This is a genomic window from Bradyrhizobium sp. Arg816, assembly GCF_029989365.1.
Lineage (GTDB): Bacteria > Pseudomonadota > Alphaproteobacteria > Rhizobiales > Xanthobacteraceae > Bradyrhizobium.
Map to the genome: position 1 here is coordinate 39,783 of NZ_JAPRAQ010000011.1, position 21,963 is coordinate 61,745.

At 65.6% G+C, this 21,963-nt stretch carries 20 protein-coding genes; 16 read left to right on the top strand and 4 right to left on the bottom strand.

What is annotated here, in order from left to right; all coding sequences use genetic code 11:
* The first annotated feature begins 9 nt into the window (after positions 1 to 9).
* Entirely contained in the window at positions 10 to 504 is a 495-nt protein-coding gene (locus tag OWC48_RS25635; protein WP_282522456.1) for a VOC family protein, read from the top strand.
* A 90-nt stretch (positions 505 to 594) separates the two neighbouring features.
* Here the strand turns inward: OWC48_RS25635 and OWC48_RS25640 are convergent, their stop codons facing one another.
* Together OWC48_RS25640 and OWC48_RS25645 are read right to left on the bottom strand one after the other, a co-directional pair.
* Positions 595 to 1,833 carry an MFS transporter gene (locus tag OWC48_RS25640; RefSeq protein WP_282522457.1) on the bottom strand — a complete coding sequence of 413 codons (1,239 nt, stop codon included), beginning with the start codon at positions 1,831 to 1,833 and terminating at the stop codon, positions 595 to 597.
* Positions 1,834 to 2,017: 184 nt separating this feature from the next.
* On the bottom strand, positions 2,018 to 3,265 hold the full coding sequence (locus tag OWC48_RS25645; RefSeq protein WP_282522458.1) for an MFS transporter: 1,248 nt from the start codon (positions 3,263 to 3,265) through the stop codon (positions 2,018 to 2,020).
* Positions 3,266 to 3,462: 197 nt separating this feature from the next.
* Here OWC48_RS25645 and OWC48_RS25650 point away from each other — a divergent pair, with 197 nt between their 5' ends.
* Positions 3,463 to 5,532: a prolyl oligopeptidase family protein gene (locus tag OWC48_RS25650; RefSeq protein WP_282522459.1), complete on the top strand. Its 2,070-nt coding sequence runs from the start codon at positions 3,463 to 3,465 to the stop codon at positions 5,530 to 5,532.
* A 218-nt stretch (positions 5,533 to 5,750) separates the two neighbouring features.
* On the opposite strand, the gene OWC48_RS25655 is transcribed toward OWC48_RS25650, so the two are convergent.
* On the bottom strand, positions 5,751 to 6,422 hold the full coding sequence (locus OWC48_RS25655; protein ID WP_282522460.1) for a DUF938 domain-containing protein: 672 nt from the start codon (positions 6,420 to 6,422) through the stop codon (positions 5,751 to 5,753).
* Positions 6,423 to 6,668: 246 nt separating this feature from the next.
* On the opposite strand from OWC48_RS25655, the gene soxX reads away from it, so the two are divergent.
* The 11 genes from soxX (at position 6,669) to OWC48_RS25710 (ending at position 16,084) form a co-directional block, all read left to right on the top strand.
* Positions 6,669 to 7,025, top strand: a complete 357-nt coding sequence (gene soxX, locus OWC48_RS25660) for a sulfur oxidation c-type cytochrome SoxX (RefSeq protein ID WP_028155216.1) — start codon at positions 6,669 to 6,671, stop codon at positions 7,023 to 7,025.
* Positions 7,026 to 7,062: 37 nt separating this feature from the next.
* Positions 7,063 to 7,548 carry a thiosulfate oxidation carrier protein SoxY gene (soxY, locus tag OWC48_RS25665; RefSeq protein WP_282522461.1) on the top strand — a complete coding sequence of 162 codons (486 nt, stop codon included), beginning with the start codon at positions 7,063 to 7,065 and terminating at the stop codon, positions 7,546 to 7,548.
* 10 nt (positions 7,549 to 7,558) lie between these two features.
* Positions 7,559 to 7,870: a thiosulfate oxidation carrier complex protein SoxZ gene (soxZ, locus tag OWC48_RS25670; RefSeq protein ID WP_039154842.1), complete on the top strand. Its 312-nt coding sequence runs from the start codon at positions 7,559 to 7,561 to the stop codon at positions 7,868 to 7,870.
* Positions 7,870 to 8,730, top strand: coding sequence for a sulfur oxidation c-type cytochrome SoxA (gene soxA, locus OWC48_RS25675; protein ID WP_166070898.1), 861 nt, complete (start codon positions 7,870 to 7,872; stop codon positions 8,728 to 8,730). Before soxZ ends, soxA begins: the two co-directional genes overlap by 1 nt.
* Entirely contained in the window at positions 8,727 to 9,032 is a 306-nt protein-coding gene (locus OWC48_RS25680) for a hypothetical protein (RefSeq protein ID WP_282522462.1), read from the top strand. Before soxA ends, OWC48_RS25680 begins: the two co-directional genes overlap by 4 nt.
* A gap of 56 nt (positions 9,033 to 9,088) precedes the next feature.
* Positions 9,089 to 10,840: a thiosulfohydrolase SoxB gene (gene soxB / locus OWC48_RS25685; protein ID WP_282522463.1), complete on the top strand. Its 1,752-nt coding sequence runs from the start codon at positions 9,089 to 9,091 to the stop codon at positions 10,838 to 10,840.
* Complete coding sequence (locus tag OWC48_RS25690; protein WP_282522464.1) at positions 10,837 to 11,295, top strand: hypothetical protein; 459 nt, start codon at positions 10,837 to 10,839, stop codon at positions 11,293 to 11,295. The genes soxB and OWC48_RS25690 overlap by 4 nt, the downstream gene beginning before the upstream one ends.
* Before the next feature lie 268 nt (positions 11,296 to 11,563).
* Complete coding sequence (locus OWC48_RS25695) at positions 11,564 to 12,601, top strand: MBL fold metallo-hydrolase (RefSeq protein WP_282522465.1); 1,038 nt, start codon at positions 11,564 to 11,566, stop codon at positions 12,599 to 12,601.
* A gap of 82 nt (positions 12,602 to 12,683) precedes the next feature.
* The gene (locus tag OWC48_RS25700) at positions 12,684 to 12,854 is read left to right on the top strand and encodes a hypothetical protein (protein WP_282522466.1); all 171 of its coding nucleotides are present in this window, start codon (positions 12,684 to 12,686) and stop codon (positions 12,852 to 12,854) included.
* Between the two features lie 204 nt (positions 12,855 to 13,058).
* Positions 13,059 to 14,276 carry an MFS transporter gene (locus tag OWC48_RS25705; RefSeq protein WP_282522467.1) on the top strand — a complete coding sequence of 406 codons (1,218 nt, stop codon included), beginning with the start codon at positions 13,059 to 13,061 and terminating at the stop codon, positions 14,274 to 14,276.
* 92 nt (positions 14,277 to 14,368) lie between these two features.
* Positions 14,369 to 16,084 carry an amidohydrolase family protein gene (locus OWC48_RS25710; protein ID WP_282522468.1) on the top strand — a complete coding sequence of 572 codons (1,716 nt, stop codon included), beginning with the start codon at positions 14,369 to 14,371 and terminating at the stop codon, positions 16,082 to 16,084.
* A gap of 186 nt (positions 16,085 to 16,270) precedes the next feature.
* Here OWC48_RS25710 and OWC48_RS25715 read toward each other — a convergent pair whose 3' ends face one another.
* A complete protein-coding gene (locus OWC48_RS25715) occupies positions 16,271 to 17,608 on the bottom strand; it encodes an MFS transporter (protein ID WP_282522469.1) in 1,338 nt (445 codons plus the stop codon).
* A gap of 146 nt (positions 17,609 to 17,754) precedes the next feature.
* Here OWC48_RS25715 and OWC48_RS25720 point away from each other — a divergent pair, with 146 nt between their 5' ends.
* Genes OWC48_RS25720 through OWC48_RS25730 form a run of 3 tightly spaced genes read left to right on the top strand, consistent with a single transcriptional unit; the run spans position 17,755 to position 21,939 of the window.
* The gene (locus OWC48_RS25720; protein WP_282522470.1) at positions 17,755 to 18,408 is read left to right on the top strand and encodes an ABC transporter ATP-binding protein; all 654 of its coding nucleotides are present in this window, start codon (positions 17,755 to 17,757) and stop codon (positions 18,406 to 18,408) included.
* The gene (locus tag OWC48_RS25725; RefSeq protein ID WP_282522471.1) at positions 18,405 to 20,867 is read left to right on the top strand and encodes an FtsX-like permease family protein; all 2,463 of its coding nucleotides are present in this window, start codon (positions 18,405 to 18,407) and stop codon (positions 20,865 to 20,867) included. The genes OWC48_RS25720 and OWC48_RS25725 overlap by 4 nt, the downstream gene beginning before the upstream one ends.
* Positions 20,857 to 21,939: a lipocalin-like domain-containing protein gene (locus tag OWC48_RS25730; RefSeq protein WP_282522472.1), complete on the top strand. Its 1,083-nt coding sequence runs from the start codon at positions 20,857 to 20,859 to the stop codon at positions 21,937 to 21,939. The genes OWC48_RS25725 and OWC48_RS25730 overlap by 11 nt, the downstream gene beginning before the upstream one ends.
* The last annotated feature ends 24 nt before the right edge of the window (positions 21,940 to 21,963 follow it).

Here is a 21,963-nt window from a genome sequence, read left to right on the forward strand (position 1 = left end):
AGCAGCACCATGTCGCAAAACCAAGCCGTCGCCGCCGGCACAAGGATCGGCCACGTCCACCTCAAGGTCGCCGATCTCGATCGTGCGCTCGGCTTCTATTGCGGCGTGCTTGGTTTCGAGCTGATGCAGCGGATGGGCTCGGGCGCGGCGTTCATCTCGGCCGGCGGCTATCATCACCACATCGGGCTCAACACCTGGGAAAGCAAGGGCGGCTCGCCGCCGCCGCCGGGCACAACCGGCCTCTTCCACACCGCGATCCTCTATCCGACGCGGCCCGCGCTGGCGGATGCGCTGCACCGCGTGCTCACGGCCGGCATTGCGCTCGACGGCGCCAGCGACCACGGCGTCAGCGAGGCGCTGTATCTGCGCGATCCCGACGAGAACGGCGTGGAGCTGTATTGGGACAAGCCGAAAGAGCAATGGCCGCTCGGGCCGGATGGCAAGCTTGCGATGTTCACGAAGCGGCTGGATGTCGAGGGGTTGCTGAAGCAGCGCGAGGGATAGTCTCGTAGGGTGGGCAAAGCGAAGCGTGCCCACGCATTCTCGCGATGTAGAGACAGATGGTGGGCACGGCGCTACGCGCCTTTGCCCACCCTACGAGAGCTTCGTTTGCGGTTTCCCGCGCACCATGATCAACGCCGCGGCCGCCACCTCCAGCGCAATACACAGATAGAACGGCAACGTATAACCACCGGACCAATCGCGGAGGAATCCGACCACGCCGGGGCCGAACGCGTAGGTCACCTGGTTGATCGCTGTATTCAGGCTGATCAGCACGCCGAACGAGGTGGAGTCGAATTCCTGCTGCACGATCAGCGATGGCAGCGTGATGAGATTGCCGACCGAGAAGCCGAACACCGCGCAGGCCGCGATCAGCACGTAGTCGTTGTGCACATTGATGACGACGCAAAGCGCCGCGGCCTGGCTGAGGAACGACAGTGCCGAGGCAAGCCGCTGGTTGAGGCGGTCGATCACCATCGAGAACAGCACGCGGCCGATCACCGCCATGGCGGTCAGTACCGCGACCGCCACCGCCGCGCGCTCGCGGCCGATCACGGGATCGAGGAACGAGATCAGGTGCACGATGAAGCCGACCTGCGCGAACAGCACCAGCGCAAAGGCAATCGTCACCGTGAGAAAGCCGACGTCGCGCAACGCCCATGCGCGGATCTCGGTCGACGATTGCGGCCTGGCCCTCGCCGTCGCATGCCAGCCGTGAAGATCGGGCGGCCGGCCGACGAGAAGGAGGATCACCGGCAGCAGCAGTACCAGCATGGCGCCGGCGGCGGCGTACATCGCGCTGGCAAAGCCGACATGGCCGATCAGGGTTACCAGCAGCGGCACACCGACGATGCCGCCGAAGCTGGCGCCGTTCAGCGCCAGGCTGATCGCCATGCCGCGCTTCTGGTCGAACCACAGGCTGATCGTGTTGGTGATCATGGCGAGACTCGTGCCGGCCCAGCCGAAGGCGAGCACGGCGTCGGCGAGATAGAGCTGCCAGGGCTCGCGCACCGCACCGATCGCGACCGCGGCCGCCGCCATCGCCAGCGTGCCGGCGATCAGGCAGAGCCGCGGGCCATATTTTCTGACGGCCTCGCCGACGAAGACGACGAGCAGCGCACCGAACAGATAGAAGAACGTCGTCCCCGAGGAGATCAGCGAGGCCGGCCAACCCCGCGCGCGCTGGAGCTCGGCGACATAGACGCTCTGGCCGTAGAAACCGAGCCCCCAGCCGAAGGTCGCGAGCAGGAAGCAGACCGCGACGATGCGCCAACCTTCGTAGCGAAGCGAGGATTCGTCGATGGGCGCGTCGTGCCGGGGATTGTCGAGCATTGGCGCTTTTCCTTCGCTGTCCCCGCGTCGGGACAGCTTCTCCATGACGAGCATCATGTAACGATGCGGGACCAGAAAATCACTTCGACAGCGATCGAAGTATCAACGCTGCTGACAGCCTCCCGCCAACCTATTGAGCATGATCTTTCCGCAAAAACCGCTCCGCACTTTTCCGGATCATGCGTCAGATCGCATCCGGGAACTCGCCCATCGCCGCGTCCAGCCGCGCCTTGCGGCGGCGGGCCCAGGACGCCAGCGAGAGCACGGCGAGGCCGAGCACCACCGGCGGAAACACCACCATGTTCACCGCCGACCAGCCGTAATTCGCCAGCAGCTGGCCGGAGGAGAACGAGCCGATCGCCATCATGCCGAACACCAGGAAATCGTTGAAGGCCTGCACCTTGTTGCGCTCCTGCGGACGGTGCGTCTCCAGCACCAGCGCGGAGGCGCCGATGAAGGAGAAATTCCAGCCGACACCGAGCACGATCAGCGTGGCCCAGAAGTGCATCGCGGTGAGGCCGGAGAGACCGATGCCGGCGGCCACCGCCTCCAGCAGCAGGCCGGCGGCGACGATCTTGGGCGCGCCGAAGCGGGAGATCAGCGCGCCCGTGAAGAAGCTCGGGCCGTACATGGCGACGATGTGCCATTGAATGCCGAAATTGGAATCGCTGACACTGAGGCCGCACATCTTCATGGCGAGCGGCGCCGAGGTCATCACCAAATTCATCATGGGATAGGAGATGACGCCGCACAGCGCGGCCGCGATGAAGCGCGGCTGGGTCACGATGTCGAGCAGCGGCCGGCCACCGTGCAGATCTGCCGGTGCCGGCTTCGGCATGTCGACGCCGGCGACGATGCCCATCGCGACCAGCGCCACCGCGGCCTGCACCAGGAAGCTGAAGGCGAACAGATAGGGCGACCAGACGTCCATGGTCCATTGCACGAGCTGCGGACCGAGCACGCCGGCGAACACGCCGCCGGCCATCACCCAGGACACCGCCTTGGGCCGGTAGGCGGCGCTCGCACCATCAGCCGCGGCAAAGCGATAGGATTGCGCCACCGCGCCGTAGAGGCCGCCGAGGAAGGTCGCGACGCAGAACAGTGCGAACGAGGCATGCAGGATCGCAAACGAGCCGAGCACGCCGGTGAGCGTGCCCAGACCCGTGCCAACGATAAAGGCCGCGCGGCGGCCGAAGCGGCGCGAGATCGCACCGGTCGGCAGCGTGCCGGCGGCGAGCCCCAGCACATACATCGAGATCGGCACGGTCGCGAACGACATGTCGGGCGCAAGCGTCGCGCCGACGATGGAGCCGGTGGCGAAGATCACCGCCGAGTTGGCGCCGGTCAGCGCTTGCGCCGCGGCAAGGCGCACCACATTGGCACGCACGCGGGCGTCGGCAGCGATTTCGTGGGCTGAAGTCACGTCTAACATCGGCATTTCCGCCCGAAGGGGCTCACAAGGGCCTTGTTGATTCCCGGCACTATGGAGGGGCGCGGGAGGGCGGGCAACCGGCGCAAACGGGCGCAGGCCATGCCTCTGACGCAATCGGGCGGATGATATCGGCCCGCGCGCTTGACGGCTTGCGCTCGATCAAATCCTATCCGCCGCGATCCTTGGGAGTTTCGTTCATGTCTGTCGACGACCGGCCCACGCTCAGCGCTCCCGACGACGATCCCTGGCTCTGGCTCGAGGAGATCGAAGGCAAGCAGGCGCTCGATTTCGTCGCGCGGCAGAATCAACTGACGCTCGCGGCGTTCGGGGGCGCAGCCTTCGAGCGCGACCGCGATGTCCTCGCGGCGATCTACGATCGTCCCGACAACATCCCCTATGTCAGCCGGCGCGGAGACGATCTTCACAATCTCTGGAAGGATGCCGTCAACCCGCGCGGCCTGTGGCGGCGAACCACGCTGGCGGAATTTCGCAAACCGCATCCGGCGTGGGAGATCATGCTGGACATCGACCAGCTCGCAGCACACGAAGGCGAGGACTGGCTGCTCAGCGGGATCGCCACGATGCCGGGACGCTCGCGGGCAATTCTGAGCCTGTCGCGCGGCGGCAGCGACGCCGTCACCCTGCGGGAATTCGACATCGACACCAAAAGCTTCGTCGCGGACGGTTTTACGCTGCCGGAGGCCAAGGGCGGCGTGGACTGGATCGATGCCGATACGCTGCTGCTGTCGAGCGCCCATGGCGAGGGCATGGCGACGACTTCCGGATATTCGCGGACCGTTCGCGTGTGGCGGCGCGGCCAGCCCGTCGATCAGGCGCAAACGATCCTCGAGACCACGGCCGATCACATGGCGATGTCGGGCATGGCCGACGATACGGGACCGGCGCCGCGGGTCTGGATCGTCGACCAGATCGATTTCTTCAATCATGCGATCTGGCTGCGCGATGCGGCTGGTGCAACGACGAAGCTCGATCTGCCGACCGGCATATGGATGCAGGCGCATGGCGACTGGTTCGCGATGAAGCTGCGCAAGGACTGGCAGGTCGAGGGGCGGACCTATGCCACCGACACCGTGCTCGGCATCTCGCTCTCCGCGTTCCTGGCAGGCCACCGCGATTTCGCGGTCCTGTTCGAGCCGGCGCCGCGACGCGCGTTGCAAGGCCTGTTCTGGGCGGGCGGCAGACTGGTGCTGTCGATCCTCGACGAGCTCAGGCCGCGCTTCGAGATCTGCACGCCATCAGCGAAGGGCTGGAGCCGCGAGACGCTTCCCGGCCTCCCCGAGATTGGCGTCGTCGACATCTGGCCGCTCGATCGCCATCCGTCCGAGAGCAATGGCGACCTGCTCGCCAATGTGCAGGATCCGCTCACGCCGCCGTCGCTGCTGTTGCTGGAGCGCGGCGCCGCAAGCCCGACCGTGCTGAAGCAGGCGCCGAAGACATTCACCGCGGATGGTCTCGTGGTGACGCAGCACGAGGCGATCTCGATCGACGGCGAGCGCATTCCCTATGTCCAGACGGGTCCCGCGGGCGAGACCGGCGATGCGCCGGTCTATATGAGCGCCTATGGCGGCTTCGGCCATGCGGTGAAGCCGTACTACAACCCCTCGCTCGGCAAGCTGTGGCTCGAACGCGGCGGCACGATCGTGCAGGCGAATTTGCGCGGCGGCGGCGAGTTCGGCACCCGCTGGCACGATGCCGGGCGGCTCGCCGGCAAGAAACTCTCGCACGACGATTTCGCGGCCATTGCCGCCGATCTCGTGCGACGCGGCGTGACGCAGCCAAAGCGGATCGCGGCGCAAGGCGGGTCGAACGGCGGCATCCTCATCACCAACATGCTGGTGCGCTACCCCGAGCGCTTCGGCGCGCTGTTCTGCACCATTCCGCTGATCGACATGCGCCGCTACACCAAACTGCTCGCGGGCGCGAGCTGGATCGCGGAATATGGCGACCCTGACAAGCCCGAAGAGTGGGAGTGGCTGCAGACCTACTCGGCCTATCACAACGTCAAGGCCAGCCAGTCCTATCCGCCGATCCTGATCGCCACGACACGGCGCGACGACCGCGTTCATCCCGGTCACGCGCGCAAGATGGCCGCAAAGCTGCAGGCGATGGGCTACGAGGCCTGGTTCTACGAGCCGGAAGCCGGCGGCCACGGCTACGGCAAGGACAACAAGGAGCGCGCGGGATTCGAGGTGATCGGCTTCCGATTCTTGAAGGACAGGATCGGGTGGAAGGACGGGGAGGCGTAGTCGAAGCGTCGTCTACGCGGATGTAGCTTTACGACGTGAGGCGGGCGCCGCTCGCTCATTCCCTCCCCTCTTGCGGGGGAGGGGCAGGGAGAGGGGGCCACACGGGGACTCTCTCGATTTGCGCGCGCGGCAGGTCGTAGATGGATAGACCGTTTCCTGGGCTACCCCTCTTCCCCGCCCTCCCCCGCAAGGGGGGAGGGAGCGCACCTTCTGCATCGCTAGCGCGAAAACACCAGCGTCAGATTGTTCGCCGGCATCTCGATCGTATCGACCAAGCTTAGCCCGGCTCCGCGTGCGAGCGTCTCGACGTCGCTGATATCACGCACGCCCCATTCGGGATTGCCTTCGCGCAACGAGGTGTCGAACACGGCATTGCTGAGCGCGGTGTGCTTGCCGTCGCGCTTGAACGGGCCGTAGAGGAACAGCTTGCCGTCGGCCCGCAAGTAACGGCCGGCGCCGGTGAACAGGCCCTCGGCCACGCTCCATGGCGCGATGTGGATCACGTTAGCGCAGAACAAGGCGGCCAGACTCGTCGGGCCCTGCCCGCTTCGCATCTCCGGACACCAGTCGGGGTCGGTGAGATCGATCCGCAGCGGTGAGCGGATGTTTTGCAGGCCCGAATGGACGCGCCAAGCCTCGATGCTCTTGAGGTGGCGCTGGTTGAGATCGCTCGGCCACCAGGTCAGGCCGGGCGTGCGCTGGGCGAAATGGACCACGTGCTGGCCGGTTCCGCTGCCGAGCTCGACGACGTTGCCGGTCAGGCCTGCGAGATCCTTTTCCAGCGCCGCCCAGAGCGGCTCGTGATTGCGATGAAATGCCGGTGCATCGAGCCGCCCATCCGACTCGACCCGTCCGCCGTCCCTGCCAAATTCGACGACATATTCAGCCAATTGAGGTCCCCTTGAAAAAACGAGAACGGGAAAAAAATACGATGGGCGCTCAAACGCCCCGAAAACAGCCGGCCAGCGCTCCTGGCCCGAATCCGCCCAACAACTAGTCTCTTTAGTTGCAATGCGGAAGATATTAACTCCATTTTGCCGCGCGCATAGTCTTGATTGTCAGATGATCCCCTTTGTGCTTTGGAACACTATATTTCCACGAACGAGATCATCGACATAACGCCTCGGAATGACGCCTTGACCGCCTTTCCACGGACGCCCGTCCTTTACGTCCTGCTGGCGATCGCCGCCGGCCTTGCCGCAGGCCCGGTGCGGGCGCAATCCGCCGTGGCCGATGGCCAGAAGCTCGCCTTCGACCGCGGCAAGGGCAATTGCCTGACCTGCCACGTCATCAAGGGCGGCGACCTGCCCGGAACGATCGGGCCGGAGCTGAAGGACATCAAATCAAAATACCCTGATCGCAACGAGCTGGTCGCGATCATCTTCGACGAGACCAAGCGCAATCCGCAGACCATGATGCCGCCGTTCGGCCGGAACCGGATTTTGACCGAGCAGGAGATCAGCGCCATCGTTGATTTCCTCCAGACCCTGTGACTTCAGGCACGCCAAGAGACCGTCGAGGAGATTTGAGATGACCATCACCACCGGCCCTCATCCGACGCGGCGCCTGATCCTTCAGGGCGTAGCCGGCGTCGCGCTGCTCGGCCTCGGCAACCTGCCGTTCGCGCCCGCGCGTGCAGCGGCCAACGACAAATATCCGGAAGAAGCATTCAAACAGAAGAGCGAGGCGGACGCGATCAAGGCGCTCTACGGCAAGACCGCCGAGCCGTCCGACAAGGTCAAGCTCGACGCACCCGAGATCGCCGAGAACGGCGGCGTAGTGCCGATCTCGGTGACGACGACGCTCGACAAGGTCACCTCGATCTCGTTCTTCGTGGCCGAGAATCCGAGCGCGCTCGCGGCAAGCTACAAAATTCCCGATGGCACGATCCCTGCTGTCGCCAACCGCCTGAAGATGGCCAAGACCACCAACGTGACCGCGATCGTGGAGGCCGACGGCAAGCTCTATAGCGCGACCAAGGAAGTCAAAGTCACAGTCGGCGGCTGCGGCGGTTAGGAGAATTTAGATGGCATCCAGCATCCGCGTCCGCGCCACGGCCAACGGCGACATCACCGAGGTGCAGGCGCTGATCCAGCACCCCATGGACACCGGCCTGGTCAAGGACGCCAAGGGCGAGGTGATTCCGGCGCACTTCATCCAGCGGCTGAAGTTCGAATGTAACGGCAAGGATGTCTTCGTCGCCGATTGGGGCACCGCGGTCTCCAAGGACCCCTACGTCAAGTTCAGCTTCAAGGGCGCCAAGAAGGGCGACGACCTCAAGGTCTCCTGGACCGACAACAAGGGCGGGTCGGACACGACCACCGCGAAGATTTCGTAATGAATGCCCGCTTCTTTCTCCTTGGTTCGTTGAGCGCCGCGCTGGTCGCGTTCGCCCTCACCTCTCCGCGCGTGATCGCGGCCGACAAGGTCGATCCCGTTGCCGATGCGAAAGCGTTCCAGAACTTCTTCTTCCAGAAGTTTCCGACCGTGAAGCACGAGGATTTCGTCAACGGTCCTTATTCGATGAACGAGGACATGAAGCGGCAGTGGCAGGAGAAGGAGGAATTCCCGCCCTACGAGTTCGCGCTCGACGCCGGCAAGGAGATGTTCGCGACCCCGTTCAGGAACGGCAAGACCTATGCCGACTGCTTCCCGAACGGCGGCATCGGCATCCGCCAGAACTATCCTTACTTCGACACTGGGGAAGGCAAGGTCGTCACGCTGGAGCTCGCGCTCAACCGCTGCCGCGAGGCCAATGGCGAGGCGCCCTATTCCTACGTCAAGGACGAGATGGCTTCGCTCACCGCCTACATGGCGTTCACCTCGCGCGGCAAGCCGATGGACATCAAGATCCCCGACGACCCGCGCGCGCTCGCCGCGTACGAGAACGGCAAGCGCTATTTCTACACGCGCCGCGGCCAGATGAATTTCTCCTGCGCGAGCTGCCATGTGCAGAGCCCGGGCGAGCGCATCCGCGCCGAGATCCTGGCGCCGGCGCTCGGCATTCTGAACGCGATGCCGATCTACCGCTCGGAATGGAGCGGCATGGGCACCACCAGCCGCCGCTTCGTCACCTGCAACAGCCAGACCCGCGCGGTTCCGCTGGAGCCGCAGGCCGATGAATATCGCGACGTCGAATATTTCCTGTCCTACGTCGCCAACGGCCTGCCGATTTCAGGGCCGGGAGCGCGGCCATGAAGCTGTCACTTCCTCTCGCCATGTTGCTTGCCTTGAGCCTCGCGCCGGCAGCGCGCGCGGCAAACGAGGCGGACTACAAGGCGGCCTATGCCGCTGCGGAGGCCGCCTCCAGGGAGGCAGCCGGCATGCGCAACCAGTGGACCGTGACCGTATCAGCGCTGGCGGCAGCCAAGAAGGCGGCCGACGGCGGCGATTTCGACCGCGCGGTTGCCGCTGCGAAGGAGGCCGAGGCGCTGGCGAAGGCCTCGATCTTCCAGGCGACGTCGGAAAAAGAGGCGTGGAAGGCGATGGAAATCCGCTAGACTAAAAATCTCGTGGAACCGTCGAATTGCCGTTGAGAGGCGCGGAGAATTTCTGGATGGCCATCCGCCGCCGCGATTTCCTGAAGAGCACCGCTGCTGTCGCCACATCGCTCAGCCTGCCGCGGCTCGCGCGCGGCGCCGAGACCGCGAGCATTTACGACCTCGAACGGTTCGGCAATGCGCGCATCCTGCACACCACCGACACGCACGCGCAGCTCAACCCGGTCTATGTCCGCGAGCCCAGCGTCAATATCGGCATCGGCGAGATGGCAGGACGGCCGCCGCATCTGGTTGGCCGCGCTTTCCTCGAACGGTTCGGGATCCGGCCCGACAGCGCCGATGCCTATGCCTTCAGCTGCTTCGAGTTCGAGAAGTCCGCGGGCCGCTTCGGAAAGCTCGGCGGGTTCGCCCATCTGAAGACGCTGGTCGACCGTTTGCGCGGCGATGCCGGCGAAAAGCGCTCCGTGCTCGTCGACGGCGGCGACCTCTGGCAGGGCACCGGGCTTGCCAACATCATGCAGGGCCGCGACATGGTCGAGGTCGCCAACCTGCTCGGTATCGAGGCGATGACCGGGCATTGGGAATTCACCTATGGCGAGCAGGTGTTGCGTGAGAATCTCGAGCGCTTCAAGGGCGAGTTTCTGGCGCAGAACGTGTTCCTGACCGAGGAGGCCGCGTTCAACGACGCTCCCGCTTTCGACAAGGCGAGCGGGCGCGTGTTCAAGCCTTCGATGATCAAGGAGCTCGGCGGCCATCGCGTTGCGATCATCGGCCAGGCCTTCCCCTATGTGCCGATCGCGCATCCCAAGCGGTTCACGCCGGACTGGACTTTTGGCATCCGCGAGGAGGAGTTGCAGAAACATGTCGATGCCTTGCGCGGCACTGAGAAGGTCGATGCGGTCATCCTGCTGTCGCACAACGGCATGGACGTCGATCTCAAGCTCGCGAGCCGCGTCACCGGCATCGACGTCATCCTCGGCGGCCATACCCATGATGCGATCCCGCAGCCCATCGCGGTGAAGAACGCGAGCGGTACGACGCTCGTCACCAATGCCGGCTCCAACGGGAAATTTCTGGGTGTCCTCGATCTCGCGCTCGACAAGGGCAAGGTCGGCGATGTCAGGTATCACCTGCTGCCGGTCTATTCCGAGCTGCTGAAGCCCGACCCTGGCATGGCCGAGCTGATCGGCCGGGTGCGCGCGCCGCACGTCACCGACTGGTCTGAGAAGATCGCAACGCCCGACCGCCTGCTGTATCGCCGCGACAATTTCGCCGGCCCCGTCGACGAGCTGATCTGCACCGCGCTGCGCAGCGAACTCGATGCCGAGATCGCGCTGTCGCCGGGCTTCCGCTGGGGCGTCACCGCACTGTCCGGCCAGCCGCTGACCATGGAGGATGTGCTCGCGGAAACCGCGATCACCTATCCCGAGACCTATGTGCAGGAGATGACCGGCGCCCAGATCAAGGAGGTGCTGGAAGACATCTGCGACAACCTCTTCAATCCCGACCCCTATTACCAGCAGGGCGGCGACATGGTGCGCGCCGGCGGGCTCAGCTACACCTGCACGCCGACGGCTGCGATCGGCAGCCGCATCTCCGAGCTGAAGCTCAATGGCGGCAAGGCGCTCAGCGCGAGCCACCGCTACAAGGTCGCGGGCTGGGCCTCGGTCAACGGGCAGCAGGGCGCGCCGGTGTGGGATGTCGTCGCCAAATATCTGCGCTCGGGCCGGATGTTTCAGGAGCGGCTCGGCTCCGGCGTGACGCTGAAGGGCGTCGAGGGCAATCCTGGCATTGCAGGACAGGGATGATGCGGTGGCAAACCTGTCGCGCGATGCTGCTGGCGGCGCTCGCCTTCGCCGCCACGCCATGGGCCTCGGCACAGCAGGTGCCGCTCCAGGACAAGCCGTTCGCCGAGCACAAGATCGTGCTTCAGCTCTCCGACGGCGATGTGAAGAAGCAGGCGCTGGTGCTGAGCGTCGCCAACAATCTCCTGAAGGCCTACGATCCGGACAAGGTCGCGATCGAGGTGGTGGCGTTCGGCCCCGGCATTGATCTCCTGTCCACCGGCAGCGAGCGGCGCAAGCAGGTCGAAAGCCTGATCGCGCAGGGCGTGCGCTTCGATATCTGCCTCAACACGGTCGACACGATCGAACGGGAGACCGGAAAACGGCCTGAGTTCATCCCCGCTGCGACGCCGGTGCAGGTCGGGGTCGGGCAGATCCTGTTCCTGGCGGAGAACGGGTACACGGTGGTGCGGCCGTAGGGGCGCTGGCGCGCCTCATCCACCGCTGTCATTCCCCGCGAAAGCGGGGAATCCAGTACGCCGCGGCTTCTCCGTACCTCTCGGCGCCTCTGGAATACTGGATCGCCCGCTTTCGCGGGCGATGACAGCGAGCATGTGGCGGGCACCTCAGCCCCACCCCCCCGCAATAAGAATCTTCTAAATTTTACTCTCCACACAGTGAATTGCTTCTCTTTCCGACCCACGGCGTAGTAGAATCTTGGGAACCAGTTCCACCCCGGGTCTTGCCATGATCTTTCGCCAGCTCTTCGACAGCGTTTCGGGCACCTACAGCTATGTCCTCGCCAGCCGCCCCGGCGGCGAGGCACTGATCCTCGATCCCGTGCTGGAAAAGGTCGACCGCTACTGCCAACTGTTGCGCGAGCTCGACCTCAAGCTGGTGAAAGCCGTCGACACCCATCTCCATGCCGACCACGTCACCGGGCTCGGCGAGCTCCGCGACCGCACCCATTGCATGACCGTGATGGGCGACCAGACCAAGGCCGACGTGGTGGCGATGCGGGTTGCCGACGGCGACAAGGTGACGATCGAGGGCCTGTCGCTCGACGTGATGTACACGCCCGGCCACACCGACGATTCCTACTCCTATCTGATGGGTGACCGCGTCTTCACCGGCGACACGCTTCTGATCCGCGGCACCGGCCGCACCGATTTCCAGAACGGCTCGTCGCGCGCGCAATACGAGTCGATCTTCAACCGCCTGCTCAAGCTGCCGGACGAGACGATGGTGTTCCCGGCGCATGACTACAAGGGCGACACCGTCTCCACCATCGGCGAGGAGAAGCGCTACAATCCGCGGCTCCAGGTGCGTTCGGTCGACGAATATATCGAGCTGATGGCGAACCTGAAGCTGCCCAATCCGAAGATGATGGACGTCGCGGTGCCCGCCAACATGCATGTCGGCCTGCATCAGGAGGAGCTGGAGAAAGAGGGCCGCGCAGTCAGCGCCGTCGAGGCGATCCGCATCCTCGGCCGTCCCGACATCCTGCTGGTCGATCTGCGCGAGACCAATGAGCGGATAAAGCACGGCATGCTCGAAGGCGCGCTGCATACGCCCTATCCGTCCGTTGAAGACAGCCTGAAGCCCGGCGGCATGCTGCGCGAGGTCGCGGCCGCCACCGGCCGCCGCGTCGTGTTCTTCTGCGCGTTCGGCGAACGCTCGGCGATGGCTGTCGCCGCCGCCAAGGAAGCCGGCCTTTCCAACACCGCCCACATCGCCGGCGGCATCGATGCCTGGAAGAAGGCCGGCGGGCCTGTGGTGCACTGACGCCCCCCTTCTTGCGGTAAGTCAGGAACCGCACATATTTTGGGGGTAGAAGCGGATGACGCATCACCATCCGGGATCACCCATGGCCAAGATTGGCAAGCCGGGCAAGCCGCCCAAAGTCGCCGATAACAAGCAAGCGGACGACAAGGCGAAGAAGCCCCTGCCTCCGCTCGACGACGACGACGATTGCGACGACGGCGATATCGCGACGCCGAAACGCGACCGCTACGGTTCGGATGACGAGCCGTTGTGAGTGTGTGAGCTTGCCGCACGAACGGTGCGTTCCCTCCCCCCTTGCGGGGGAGGGAGCGCAGCGTGGCCCACTGTACCGTCGAGCAAGCATCGCGATCATAACGCCCCCACCCGCGCTACCTGCCATGCGCCCGCGTTCATGGACAAATAACGGCTCTCCCCGATAGTTTGCGCGTCCCCCTTTAGGACGTGAAACGGAACTGCAATGGTCGACGTTCTCGCCGCACCGCAACAAGGCAAGGCGGACAGCGCGCTGCGCACGCTGACCGGGATTTCGATCGCGCATTGGGTCAGCCATTTCCATCTGCTGGTCCTGCCGATGCTGTTTCCGTTCCTGAAGAGCCAGCTCGGCGTCGGCTATATCGAGCTCGGCTTCGCGCTCACCGTCTCAGCGGTCGTATCCGGCCTGACGCAGGCGCCGACCGGCTATCTCGTCGACCATTTTGGCGCGCGCAAGATCCTGCTGGCCGGGCTCACGCTCGGCGGCTTCGCGCTCATCCTGCTCGGCCTGCATCTCAGCTATGCCTCGCTGATTGCCTGCGCGGTGCTGCTGGGTCTTGCCAACAGCGTCTACCACCCCGCCGACTACGCCATCCTGGCCGAGCACATGGATGAGGCGCGGATGGGCCGCGCCTTCTCGGTCCACACCTTTGCCGGCTATCTCGGCGGCGCGGTGGCGCCGGCGATCGTCGCGGCGCTCGTCACCGTCTCCGGCGGCACCGGCGCGCTGATCGCGTCGGGCGCGATCGCCGTGCTGGTGGCCCTGTTGCTGGTCGTCATGAACATTCCCGATGCCGGCGCGCACAAGACCAAGCCGGGCAACGAAAACGCGCCGAAGCAGGCCGTGATCACGCCGGCGCTGATCACGCTCACCGCGCTGTTCATGCTGCTCAGCCTGTCGGTCGCCGGCATCAACAATTTCGGCGTGGTGGCGCTGATGAGCGGCTACGGCGCGTCCTACTCCGCCGCCAACGTCGCGCTCACCGCGTTCCTCGCCGCCAGCGCCGCAGGCGTGCTCGCCGGCGGCTTCCTCGCCGACCACACCGCGCGCCACGGCTATGTCGCCGCGGCCTGCTTTGCCGCGAACGCAGCGATCGTGCTGCTGATCGCGCTGGTCACGCTGCCCGGCTGGATGCTGACGGCCGCGATGATGATGGCGGGCTTTCTCTCCGGCGTGATCGCGCCGTCGCGGGACATGCTGGTGCGCAATGCCGCGCCTCCGGGTGCGGCGGGCCGCGCCTTCGGTATCGTCTCCACCGGCTTCAATCTCGGCGGCATCGTCAGCCCGCTGCTGTTCGGCTGGATCATGGACCAGAGCGCGCCACACTGGGTGTTCGGAGCGTCCGTGATCTTCATGGTGGCAACCGTGGTGCTGTCACCGTTCACTGAGCGGAAGGCTGCCAAGGCTGCCACGCAACCCTGAGCGCACTTCCCCGCGGTTGACACTTCGCTTGCGCGCCCGAAAATGCGCTCAAGCAAAACAACCCAAGCAAATAGCCAACGGGAAGAAACACCATGAGCACCCCTGATCTCGTGATCCGCGGCGGCACCGTCGCGGATGGAAGCGGCGGCGAATTGTTCGAGGCCGATGTCGCCATCAGCGCCGGCAAGATCACCGAGGTCGGCAAGGTCGCAGGCAAAGGCAACGAAGAGATCGACGCGCGCGGCAAGCTCGTCACGCCGGGCTTCGTCGACGTCCACACCCATTATGACGGCCAGGTCACCTGGAGCCAGGACATCACGCCGTCGTCGCAGAACGGCGTCACCACCGCGATCATGGGCAATTGCGGCGTCGGCTTCGCGCCGTGCAAGCCTGCCGACCACACCCGCCTGATCCAGCTCATGGAGGGCGTCGAGGATATTCCCGAGCCGGTGCTGAGCGCCGGCATTCCCTGGGCGTGGGAGAGCTTTCCGGACTACATGAACTGGCTGTCGAAGCGCGATTTCGACATCGATGTCGGCGCGCAGCTGCCGCATGCGGCGCTGCGCGTCTATGTCATGGGCGAGCGCGGCGCGCGCCGCGATCCCTCGACGGCGGAGGACAACGCCGCGATGGCGAGACTCGCGGGCGAAGCGGTGCGCTCCGGCGCGCTCGGTTTCTCGACCTCGCGCACGCTCAACCACCGCACTTCGACCGGCGATTTCACGCCGACGCTGAAAGCCGGCGAGGACGAGCTCACCGCCATTGCCGGCGCGATGCATCGCGAGGGCCGCAGCGTGCTGCAATTCGTGCTGGATCTCTCCACCCTCCACGAAGATTTGCCGATGATGCTGCGGGTGGCGGATGCCACAAAGTGCCCGATCTCGTTCTCGATCACGCAGAACGACAAGGCGCCAAACCGCTGGCGCCAGACGCTGGACGAGATCAATGCGGCGGCGAAGCGCGGCCTTTCCATCACCGCGCAGATCGCGGCGCGTCCGGTCGGCCTGCTGCTTGGGCTCGAGCTGTCGCGCAATCCGTTCCAGACCCATCCGAGCTACAAGGCCATCGCGCATCTGCCGCTGAAGGAGCGGCTGGCGCGGCTGCATCAGAGCGACGTGCGCAAGGCCATTTTGAGCGAGACGGCGACCGCGACCGACGATCCGCTGTTCTTCCGGCCCAACTACGACAAGATGTTCCTGCTCGGCGATCCCCCCGATTACGAGCAGCCGCCGGAGAACGCGCTGGGGCCGCAGGCGCGCAAGCAGGGCCGCCAGCCGGAAGAGCTCGCCTACGATGCGATGCTGTCGGATGAGGGCAAGGGCATGCTCTACGTGCCGTTCCTCAATTATGCCGACGGCAATCTCGACGCGACGCGCGAGATGCTGATCGATCCGCAATCGGTGCCGGGCCTCTCCGACGGCGGCGCGCATTGCGGCATCATCTGCGACGCCAGCTTCCCGACCTATCTGCTGACGCACTGGACGCGCGACCGCACGCGCGGCGAGAAGCTTACGATTCCCTTCGTGGTCGCCGCGCAGTCGCGCAAGACCGCGCTCTCGGTCGGCCTCACCGATCGCGGGCTTGTCGCTCCCGGCTACAAGGCCGATGTCAACGTGATCGACTACGACCGGCTGCATCTGCATCCGCCGAAGGTGCATTACGATCTGCCGGTCGGTGGGCGGCGGCTGTTGCAGGATGTCGACGGCTATGACGCGACGATCGTGTCGGGCGTGGTAACGCGGCGGCACGGTGAGGCCACGGGACGCCGGCCGGGCAAGTTGGTCCGGGGTGCGCAGGGGGTGAATTAGGCGAGGCTGCCGCTTACTCCCCTGGAGGGGGAGGGTCGCTACGCATGTAGCGAAGCGGAATGCGTAGCGGGGTGGGGTGACGGTCTCTCCACATCCAACAGTGCCCGAGCGGAGGGATCACCCCACCCCGCTCGCGCTTCGCGCGATCGACCCTCCCCCTCCAGGGGAGGGTCAGAAGACCGCCCCTTACGTCGGCGACACCGCGCCCTTCAGTGCCGCGGCCTGCGGAGCCGCACCGCGGCTCAGCCTGGCCTTTTCCGTGTTCGGCCACAGCAGCAGCAGACCGATGACACCGGAGCCGACCATCACCACCGCGTTGATGGTGAAGCCGGTCAGATAGCCGTCGACCATGTTGCCGGCGCGCTGGATCACGGCACCCATCACGCTCGGCGCGATGATGCCCGACAGCGTGTACAGCGCGCCGTAGATCGCGATGACCGCGCCGCGCTGCGAGGCCGGGGTGAACTCGCCGAGCATCGGCGGGCAGACGACATAGATCGCGCCGCACAGGCCGGAGCCGACGACGAGCAGCGCGATCTGCAGGCCCGCGCCCTGCACATGCGCCATCATCGCCAGGATCAGGCCGCCGATGATCAGCGGCACCGAGCCGAGCACGCCGCGCGAGATGCGCGTCGTGTAGCCGCGCGCCATCATCACCTGCGAGACCCACCCCGTGAGGATGACGACGGTCGCGCCGAACACCCAGGGCAGGATCGAGACGTAGCCGGCCTGGCTCTGCGAGAAGCCCAGGCCCTTGACGATGAACGGCGTGAACCAGGTGAGGCCGAGCGACAGCGCCCAATAGGCCCCGAAGGTCGCGACCACGCAGCCGAGGAAGGTGCGCGAGGTCAGCAGCTGCACATAAGGGATTTTCGGCTCCGTGACGGCGAGAACCTGCGTATCCTCGAGCGGTCCTTCCTTGCCGAACGTCAGCCAGGCGCAGACCCAGAGCAGTCCGACGACGCCAAGCGCGCCGAAGGCGTAGTGCCAGGAATGATTGACGATGACCCAGTTCAACGCCGGCACGGCCAGGATGACGCCGAAGGCCGAGCCTTGCGACAGGATCGCGGTCGGCAGCGTGCGCTTCTCGTCGGGGAACCATTTGTAGATGGCATGGGCTGCGACCGAGAAGGCAGGTCCCTCGCCCGCGCCGAGCACGATGCGGCAGATCAGAAGCGTGGTGAACGAGACGGTGCCGACCATCGGGAACTGCGCCAGCGCCCAGATCACCGCCAGCGTCAGCAGCACCCAGCGCGTCGGCACCTTGTTGACGATGAAGCCGACCACGATGGCCGAGATCGAGAACAGGAAGAAGAACGAGGAGCCGAGCAGGCCGAATTGTTCGGCATCGAGCTTCAAATCGGTCATGATCGGCACGCCGGCGAGACCGACGACGATCTTGTCCGCGAAGTTCACCACCATGAAGAGAAAGAGGAGAAAAGTGACGGTCCAGGCGCCCTTCGGCGTTGCCTTGGCTTCCCCTGCCGTCCTGCCCGCAACGTCGGGCGTTCCCTGAGCGCTCATCATTCTCCCCGTATGTCTTTTTGTCGGCACGTTTTTGATTTGGCCGTCTTGGGAGCTAACAACGGCTTCAAGGCCAACGCAACCCCGGCATTTCCACGGCAAGTGTGCTACGCAGCATTGAGTTAATTCCGTCCGGCGCATTGACCTTGCTGAGCATCCGAAACCTCTCAAAGACCTTCTCCTCGGCCGGCGAGCCGGTCCATGTGCTGCGCGGTGTCGATCTCGACCTCCAGGCCGGCGAGCGCGTCGCGCTGACCGGCGAGTCCGGCAGCGGCAAGAGCACGCTGTTGCACCTGATCGCGGGTCTCGACGCGGCCGACAGCGGCACAATTCGCCTGGAGGACACCGAGGTCACCAAGCTCTCGGACGCGGGCAGGGCCGAGCTGCGGCGCGACCGCATCGGCCTGGTTTTTCAGCAGTTCAATCTGATCCCGAGCCTCTCGGTCGCCGACAATCTGGCCTTCCAGGCGCGGATCGCCGGCCGTCACGATGCGGCATGGTCAAAGGAGCTGATCGAGCGGCTCGGGCTCGGCAATCTGCTCAAGCGTTATCCAGAGCAATTATCAGGCGGCCAGCAGCAGCGGGTCGCGATCGGCCGGGCGCTGGCGACAAAGCCGTCGCTGCTGCTCGCGGACGAGCCGACCGGCAATCTGGACGAGGATACCGCCGACGACGTGCTGGCGCTGACGCGCGATCTCGTCACGCGCACCGGCTGCGGCTTCCTGATGGTGACGCACAGCCTGCATCTCGCCGGCACGCTCGACCGCCACGTCACCTTGCATGCGGGGCGGATCGCATGAGGCGCGCGCTGTGGGTCCTCGCGGTGCTGCTGAGCCACTGGCGACGGCACAAGATGCAGTTCGCGACGCTCCTGATCGGGCTGATCGCGGCGACCGCACTGTGGAGCGGCGTACAGGCGATCAACCAGCAGGCCCGCAATGCCTATGATCGCGCGGCGGCGACGTTCGGCGGCGTGCGCACGGCGATGCTGGTGGCGCCTGATGCCGCGACCTTTTCGCAGGAGCTGTTCATAAAACTTCGCCGCGCGGGCTGGCCGGTCTCGCCGGTGCTGGAAGGCCGCGTCCAGGTCAATGGGCGTTCGGTGCGGCTGCTCGGCATCGAGCCGGTGACGATGCCGGCCGACGTCGGCAACGCGCCGCGCCTCGGCGCCTCGGATTTGAGCAGTTTTGTTGCGTCGCCCGGCCAGACATTGGTGGCGCGGGAGACGCTGAGCGATCTGCAGGAACAGGAAGGCGCGGCACCGCCGATCAGCAGCGGCGCAAAACTGCCGCCGCTGCGCGTGCTGCCGCAGCTCGTGTCCGGCGTACTCGTCGTCGACATCGGCGTCGCGCAGCGGCTGCTGAACAAGCCGGACCAGGTGTCGCGGCTTTTGGTCGGCAAGCCCAGGGGCAAGCCAGCGCCGCTGGCGAGCGTCGTTGGCGAGCAGTTGCAGCGGGTCGAGCCGAATGCGGAGACGGAGCTGGAGCGCCTCACCGACAGCTTCCATCTCAACCTGACCGCCTTCGGCCTGCTGTCCTTCTTCGTCGGTCTCTTCATCGTCAACTCCGCCGTCGGCCTCGCCTTCGAGCAGCGGCTGCCGATGCTGCGCACGTTGCGGGCCTGCGGCGCCTCGGCGCGTCTGGTCAACACCGTGCTGGTGGTCGAGCTGGTGGCACTGGCGCTGGTCGCAGGGCTGATCGGGCTCGCCTGCGGCTATTTCATCGCGGCTGCGCTGCTGCCCGACGTCGCGGCGTCGCTGCGCGGGCTGTATGGCGCGCAGATCCCGGGCCAGCTCACACTGCGCTCCGAATGGTGGCTTGCCGGTATCGGCATCAGCATTGCGGGTGCACTCGTGGCCGCCGCGACCAGCCTGATCAAGGCGATCAGGATGCCGGTGCTGGCGACTGCCCAGCCGTACGCCTGGCAGCAGCGGCAGCGCCGCTGGCTGGTCCTGCAGAGCGGCGCGGCCTGCGCCGTGTTTGCGGTCGCGCTGTTGTTGCTTCACTACGGACAGTCGCTGATTGCGGGATTCGGCGTGCTCGGGGCGCTGATGCTGGGCGCGGCGCTGATCCTGCCGGCATTCCTCGAGATCATCCTGCTCGTTGGCCAGCGCTGGGCGAAGGGGCCGCTGGCGCTGTGGTTCTGGGCGGACAGCCGGCAACAGCTCTCCGGCTTGTCGCTGGCCCTGATGGCGCTACTGCTCGCGTTGGCCGTCAATGTCGGCGTGTCCACCATGGTGGAGACCTTCAGCCGTACCTTCGTCGGCTGGCTCAACGGGCGGCTTGCCGCCGACGTCTACATCAGCGCCTCCGACAATGCGCAAGGCGTAGCGATCCGGGGCTGGCTGAAGGAGCGCAGCGACGTGCAGGCGATCCTGTCGGGCGGACGCGCCGATACGCAGGTGCAGGGCCAGCCGGTGGAGCTGCTCGGCCTGCCCGATCACGCGCTCTATCGCGAACGCTGGCCGCTGCTGGAGACCGCGCCGCGCGCCTGGACCCAGCTCGTGCCGGGCAATGCCGCCTTCATCAGCGAGCAGTTGAGCCGCCGCCTCAACGTCCGCGTCGGCGATGTCATCGAGGTGCCGGCACCGGGTGGCACCTGGGAGCTCGACATCGCCGGCATCTATGCCGATTACGGCAACCCCAAGGGGCAGCTCGCGGTGAATGTCGCGGCGTTGATCCGGCACTTCCCGCAGACGCCGCAGACGCGGATCGGCCTGATCGTCGCGAAGGAAAATATCCCCGGCCTGATCGCAGCTTTGCAGAAGCAGTTCGCGCTCGACGACCGCAGCGTCGCCGACCAGGCGACCGTGAAGGCGGAATCGATCCGGATCTTCAACCGCACCTTTGCGGTGACGTCGGCGCTGAATGCCTTCACGCTCGGCGTGGCCGGGATCGCGCTTTTGACCAGCCTGCTGACGCTGGCAAACTCGCGCCTGCCGCAGCTCGCGCCGCTGTGGGCGATCGGCATCACGCGGCCGCGCCTTGCCGCGATCGAATTGACCAAGACATTGTCGGTTGCGCTGTTCACCTCGCTGCTGGCCGTGCCGCTCGGATTGCTGGTGGCGTGGTGCCTGATCGTGATCGTCAATGTGAAGGCGTTCGGCTGGCGGCTGCCGTTCCACGTGTTTCCGCTGCAGCTGGTCGAGCTGGTCGCGGTCGCGCTGGTCGCTTCGCTGCTTGCCGCCCTGCTGCCGATGATACGACTGGCGCGGATGCAGCCGGCGAGCCTCGTCAAGGTGTTTGCCAATGAGCGCTGACAGGATTTCGCGGCGCGCCTTCGCCGGCGGTATCGCCGCCCTCGCGGCTGCACGCCGCGCCGGCGCGCAAGGCTATGCCGGGCTCGGCGAGACCGCCGACGGCTTTGCGAAGGTGACACCGGGAAAGACGTTCAGCTTCCCGGCCGATCACGGCCCGCATCCGGAGTTCCGCATCGAATGGTGGTATCTCACGGCGAACCTCGTCGATAGCAGCGGTGCGGCCTGCGGCCTGCAATGGACGCTGTTCCGCCAGGCGGCGCAGCCGGGCCCGCAAGGAGAGGGCTGGGCCAATCAGCAGATCTGGATGGCGCATGCGGCAGTGACGCGCGCCGACACCCACCGCTTCAACGAGGTGTTTTCCCGCGGCGGCATCGGGCAGGCCGGCGTCACGGCAAAGCCATTTGCGGCGTGGATCGATGATTGGGAGATGAAGGGTTTTGAGCGCACCGACGATCGCGCCCTGGCACCGCTGGCGCTGAAAGCATCGGGCCCCGACTTCAGCTACGCGCTGACGTTAGAGGCCGATCGACCGGTGGTGTTGCAAGGTGATCACGGTTACAGCCGCAAGTCCGAGCGCGGGCAGGCGTCCTACTATTACAGCCAGCCGTTCTACCGCGCGCGCGGCAGCCTCATGATCGACGACAAATCCGTCGATGTCTCGGGCCAGGCCTGGATGGACCGCGAGTGGAGCAGCCAGCCGCTCGATGCCGACCAGACCGGCTGGGACTGGCTGTCGCTGCATCTCGCATCCGGCGACAAGCTGATGCTGTACCGGCTGCGCCAGAAGGACGGCCAGGACTATCCATTCGGCAATTGGATCAGCGCCGCGGGCGACACGCAGATGATCGCGGGTGGCGATATCCAGATGAGTCCGAAAGCGACCGCCGAGATCGCGGGTCGCAAGCTTCCGGTGGAATGGCAGATCGCGATCCCCTCACGATCGCTCTCGATTGCCTGCAAGCCGCTTAATCCAAAAGCCTGGATGGGGACAGGCTTCTCCTATTGGGAAGGGCCAATCAGCTTTGCCGGCACGCATGACGGCGTTGGCTATCTCGAGCTGACCGGCTATTGAAGCGCGACCTCCTCAGAAGGATCC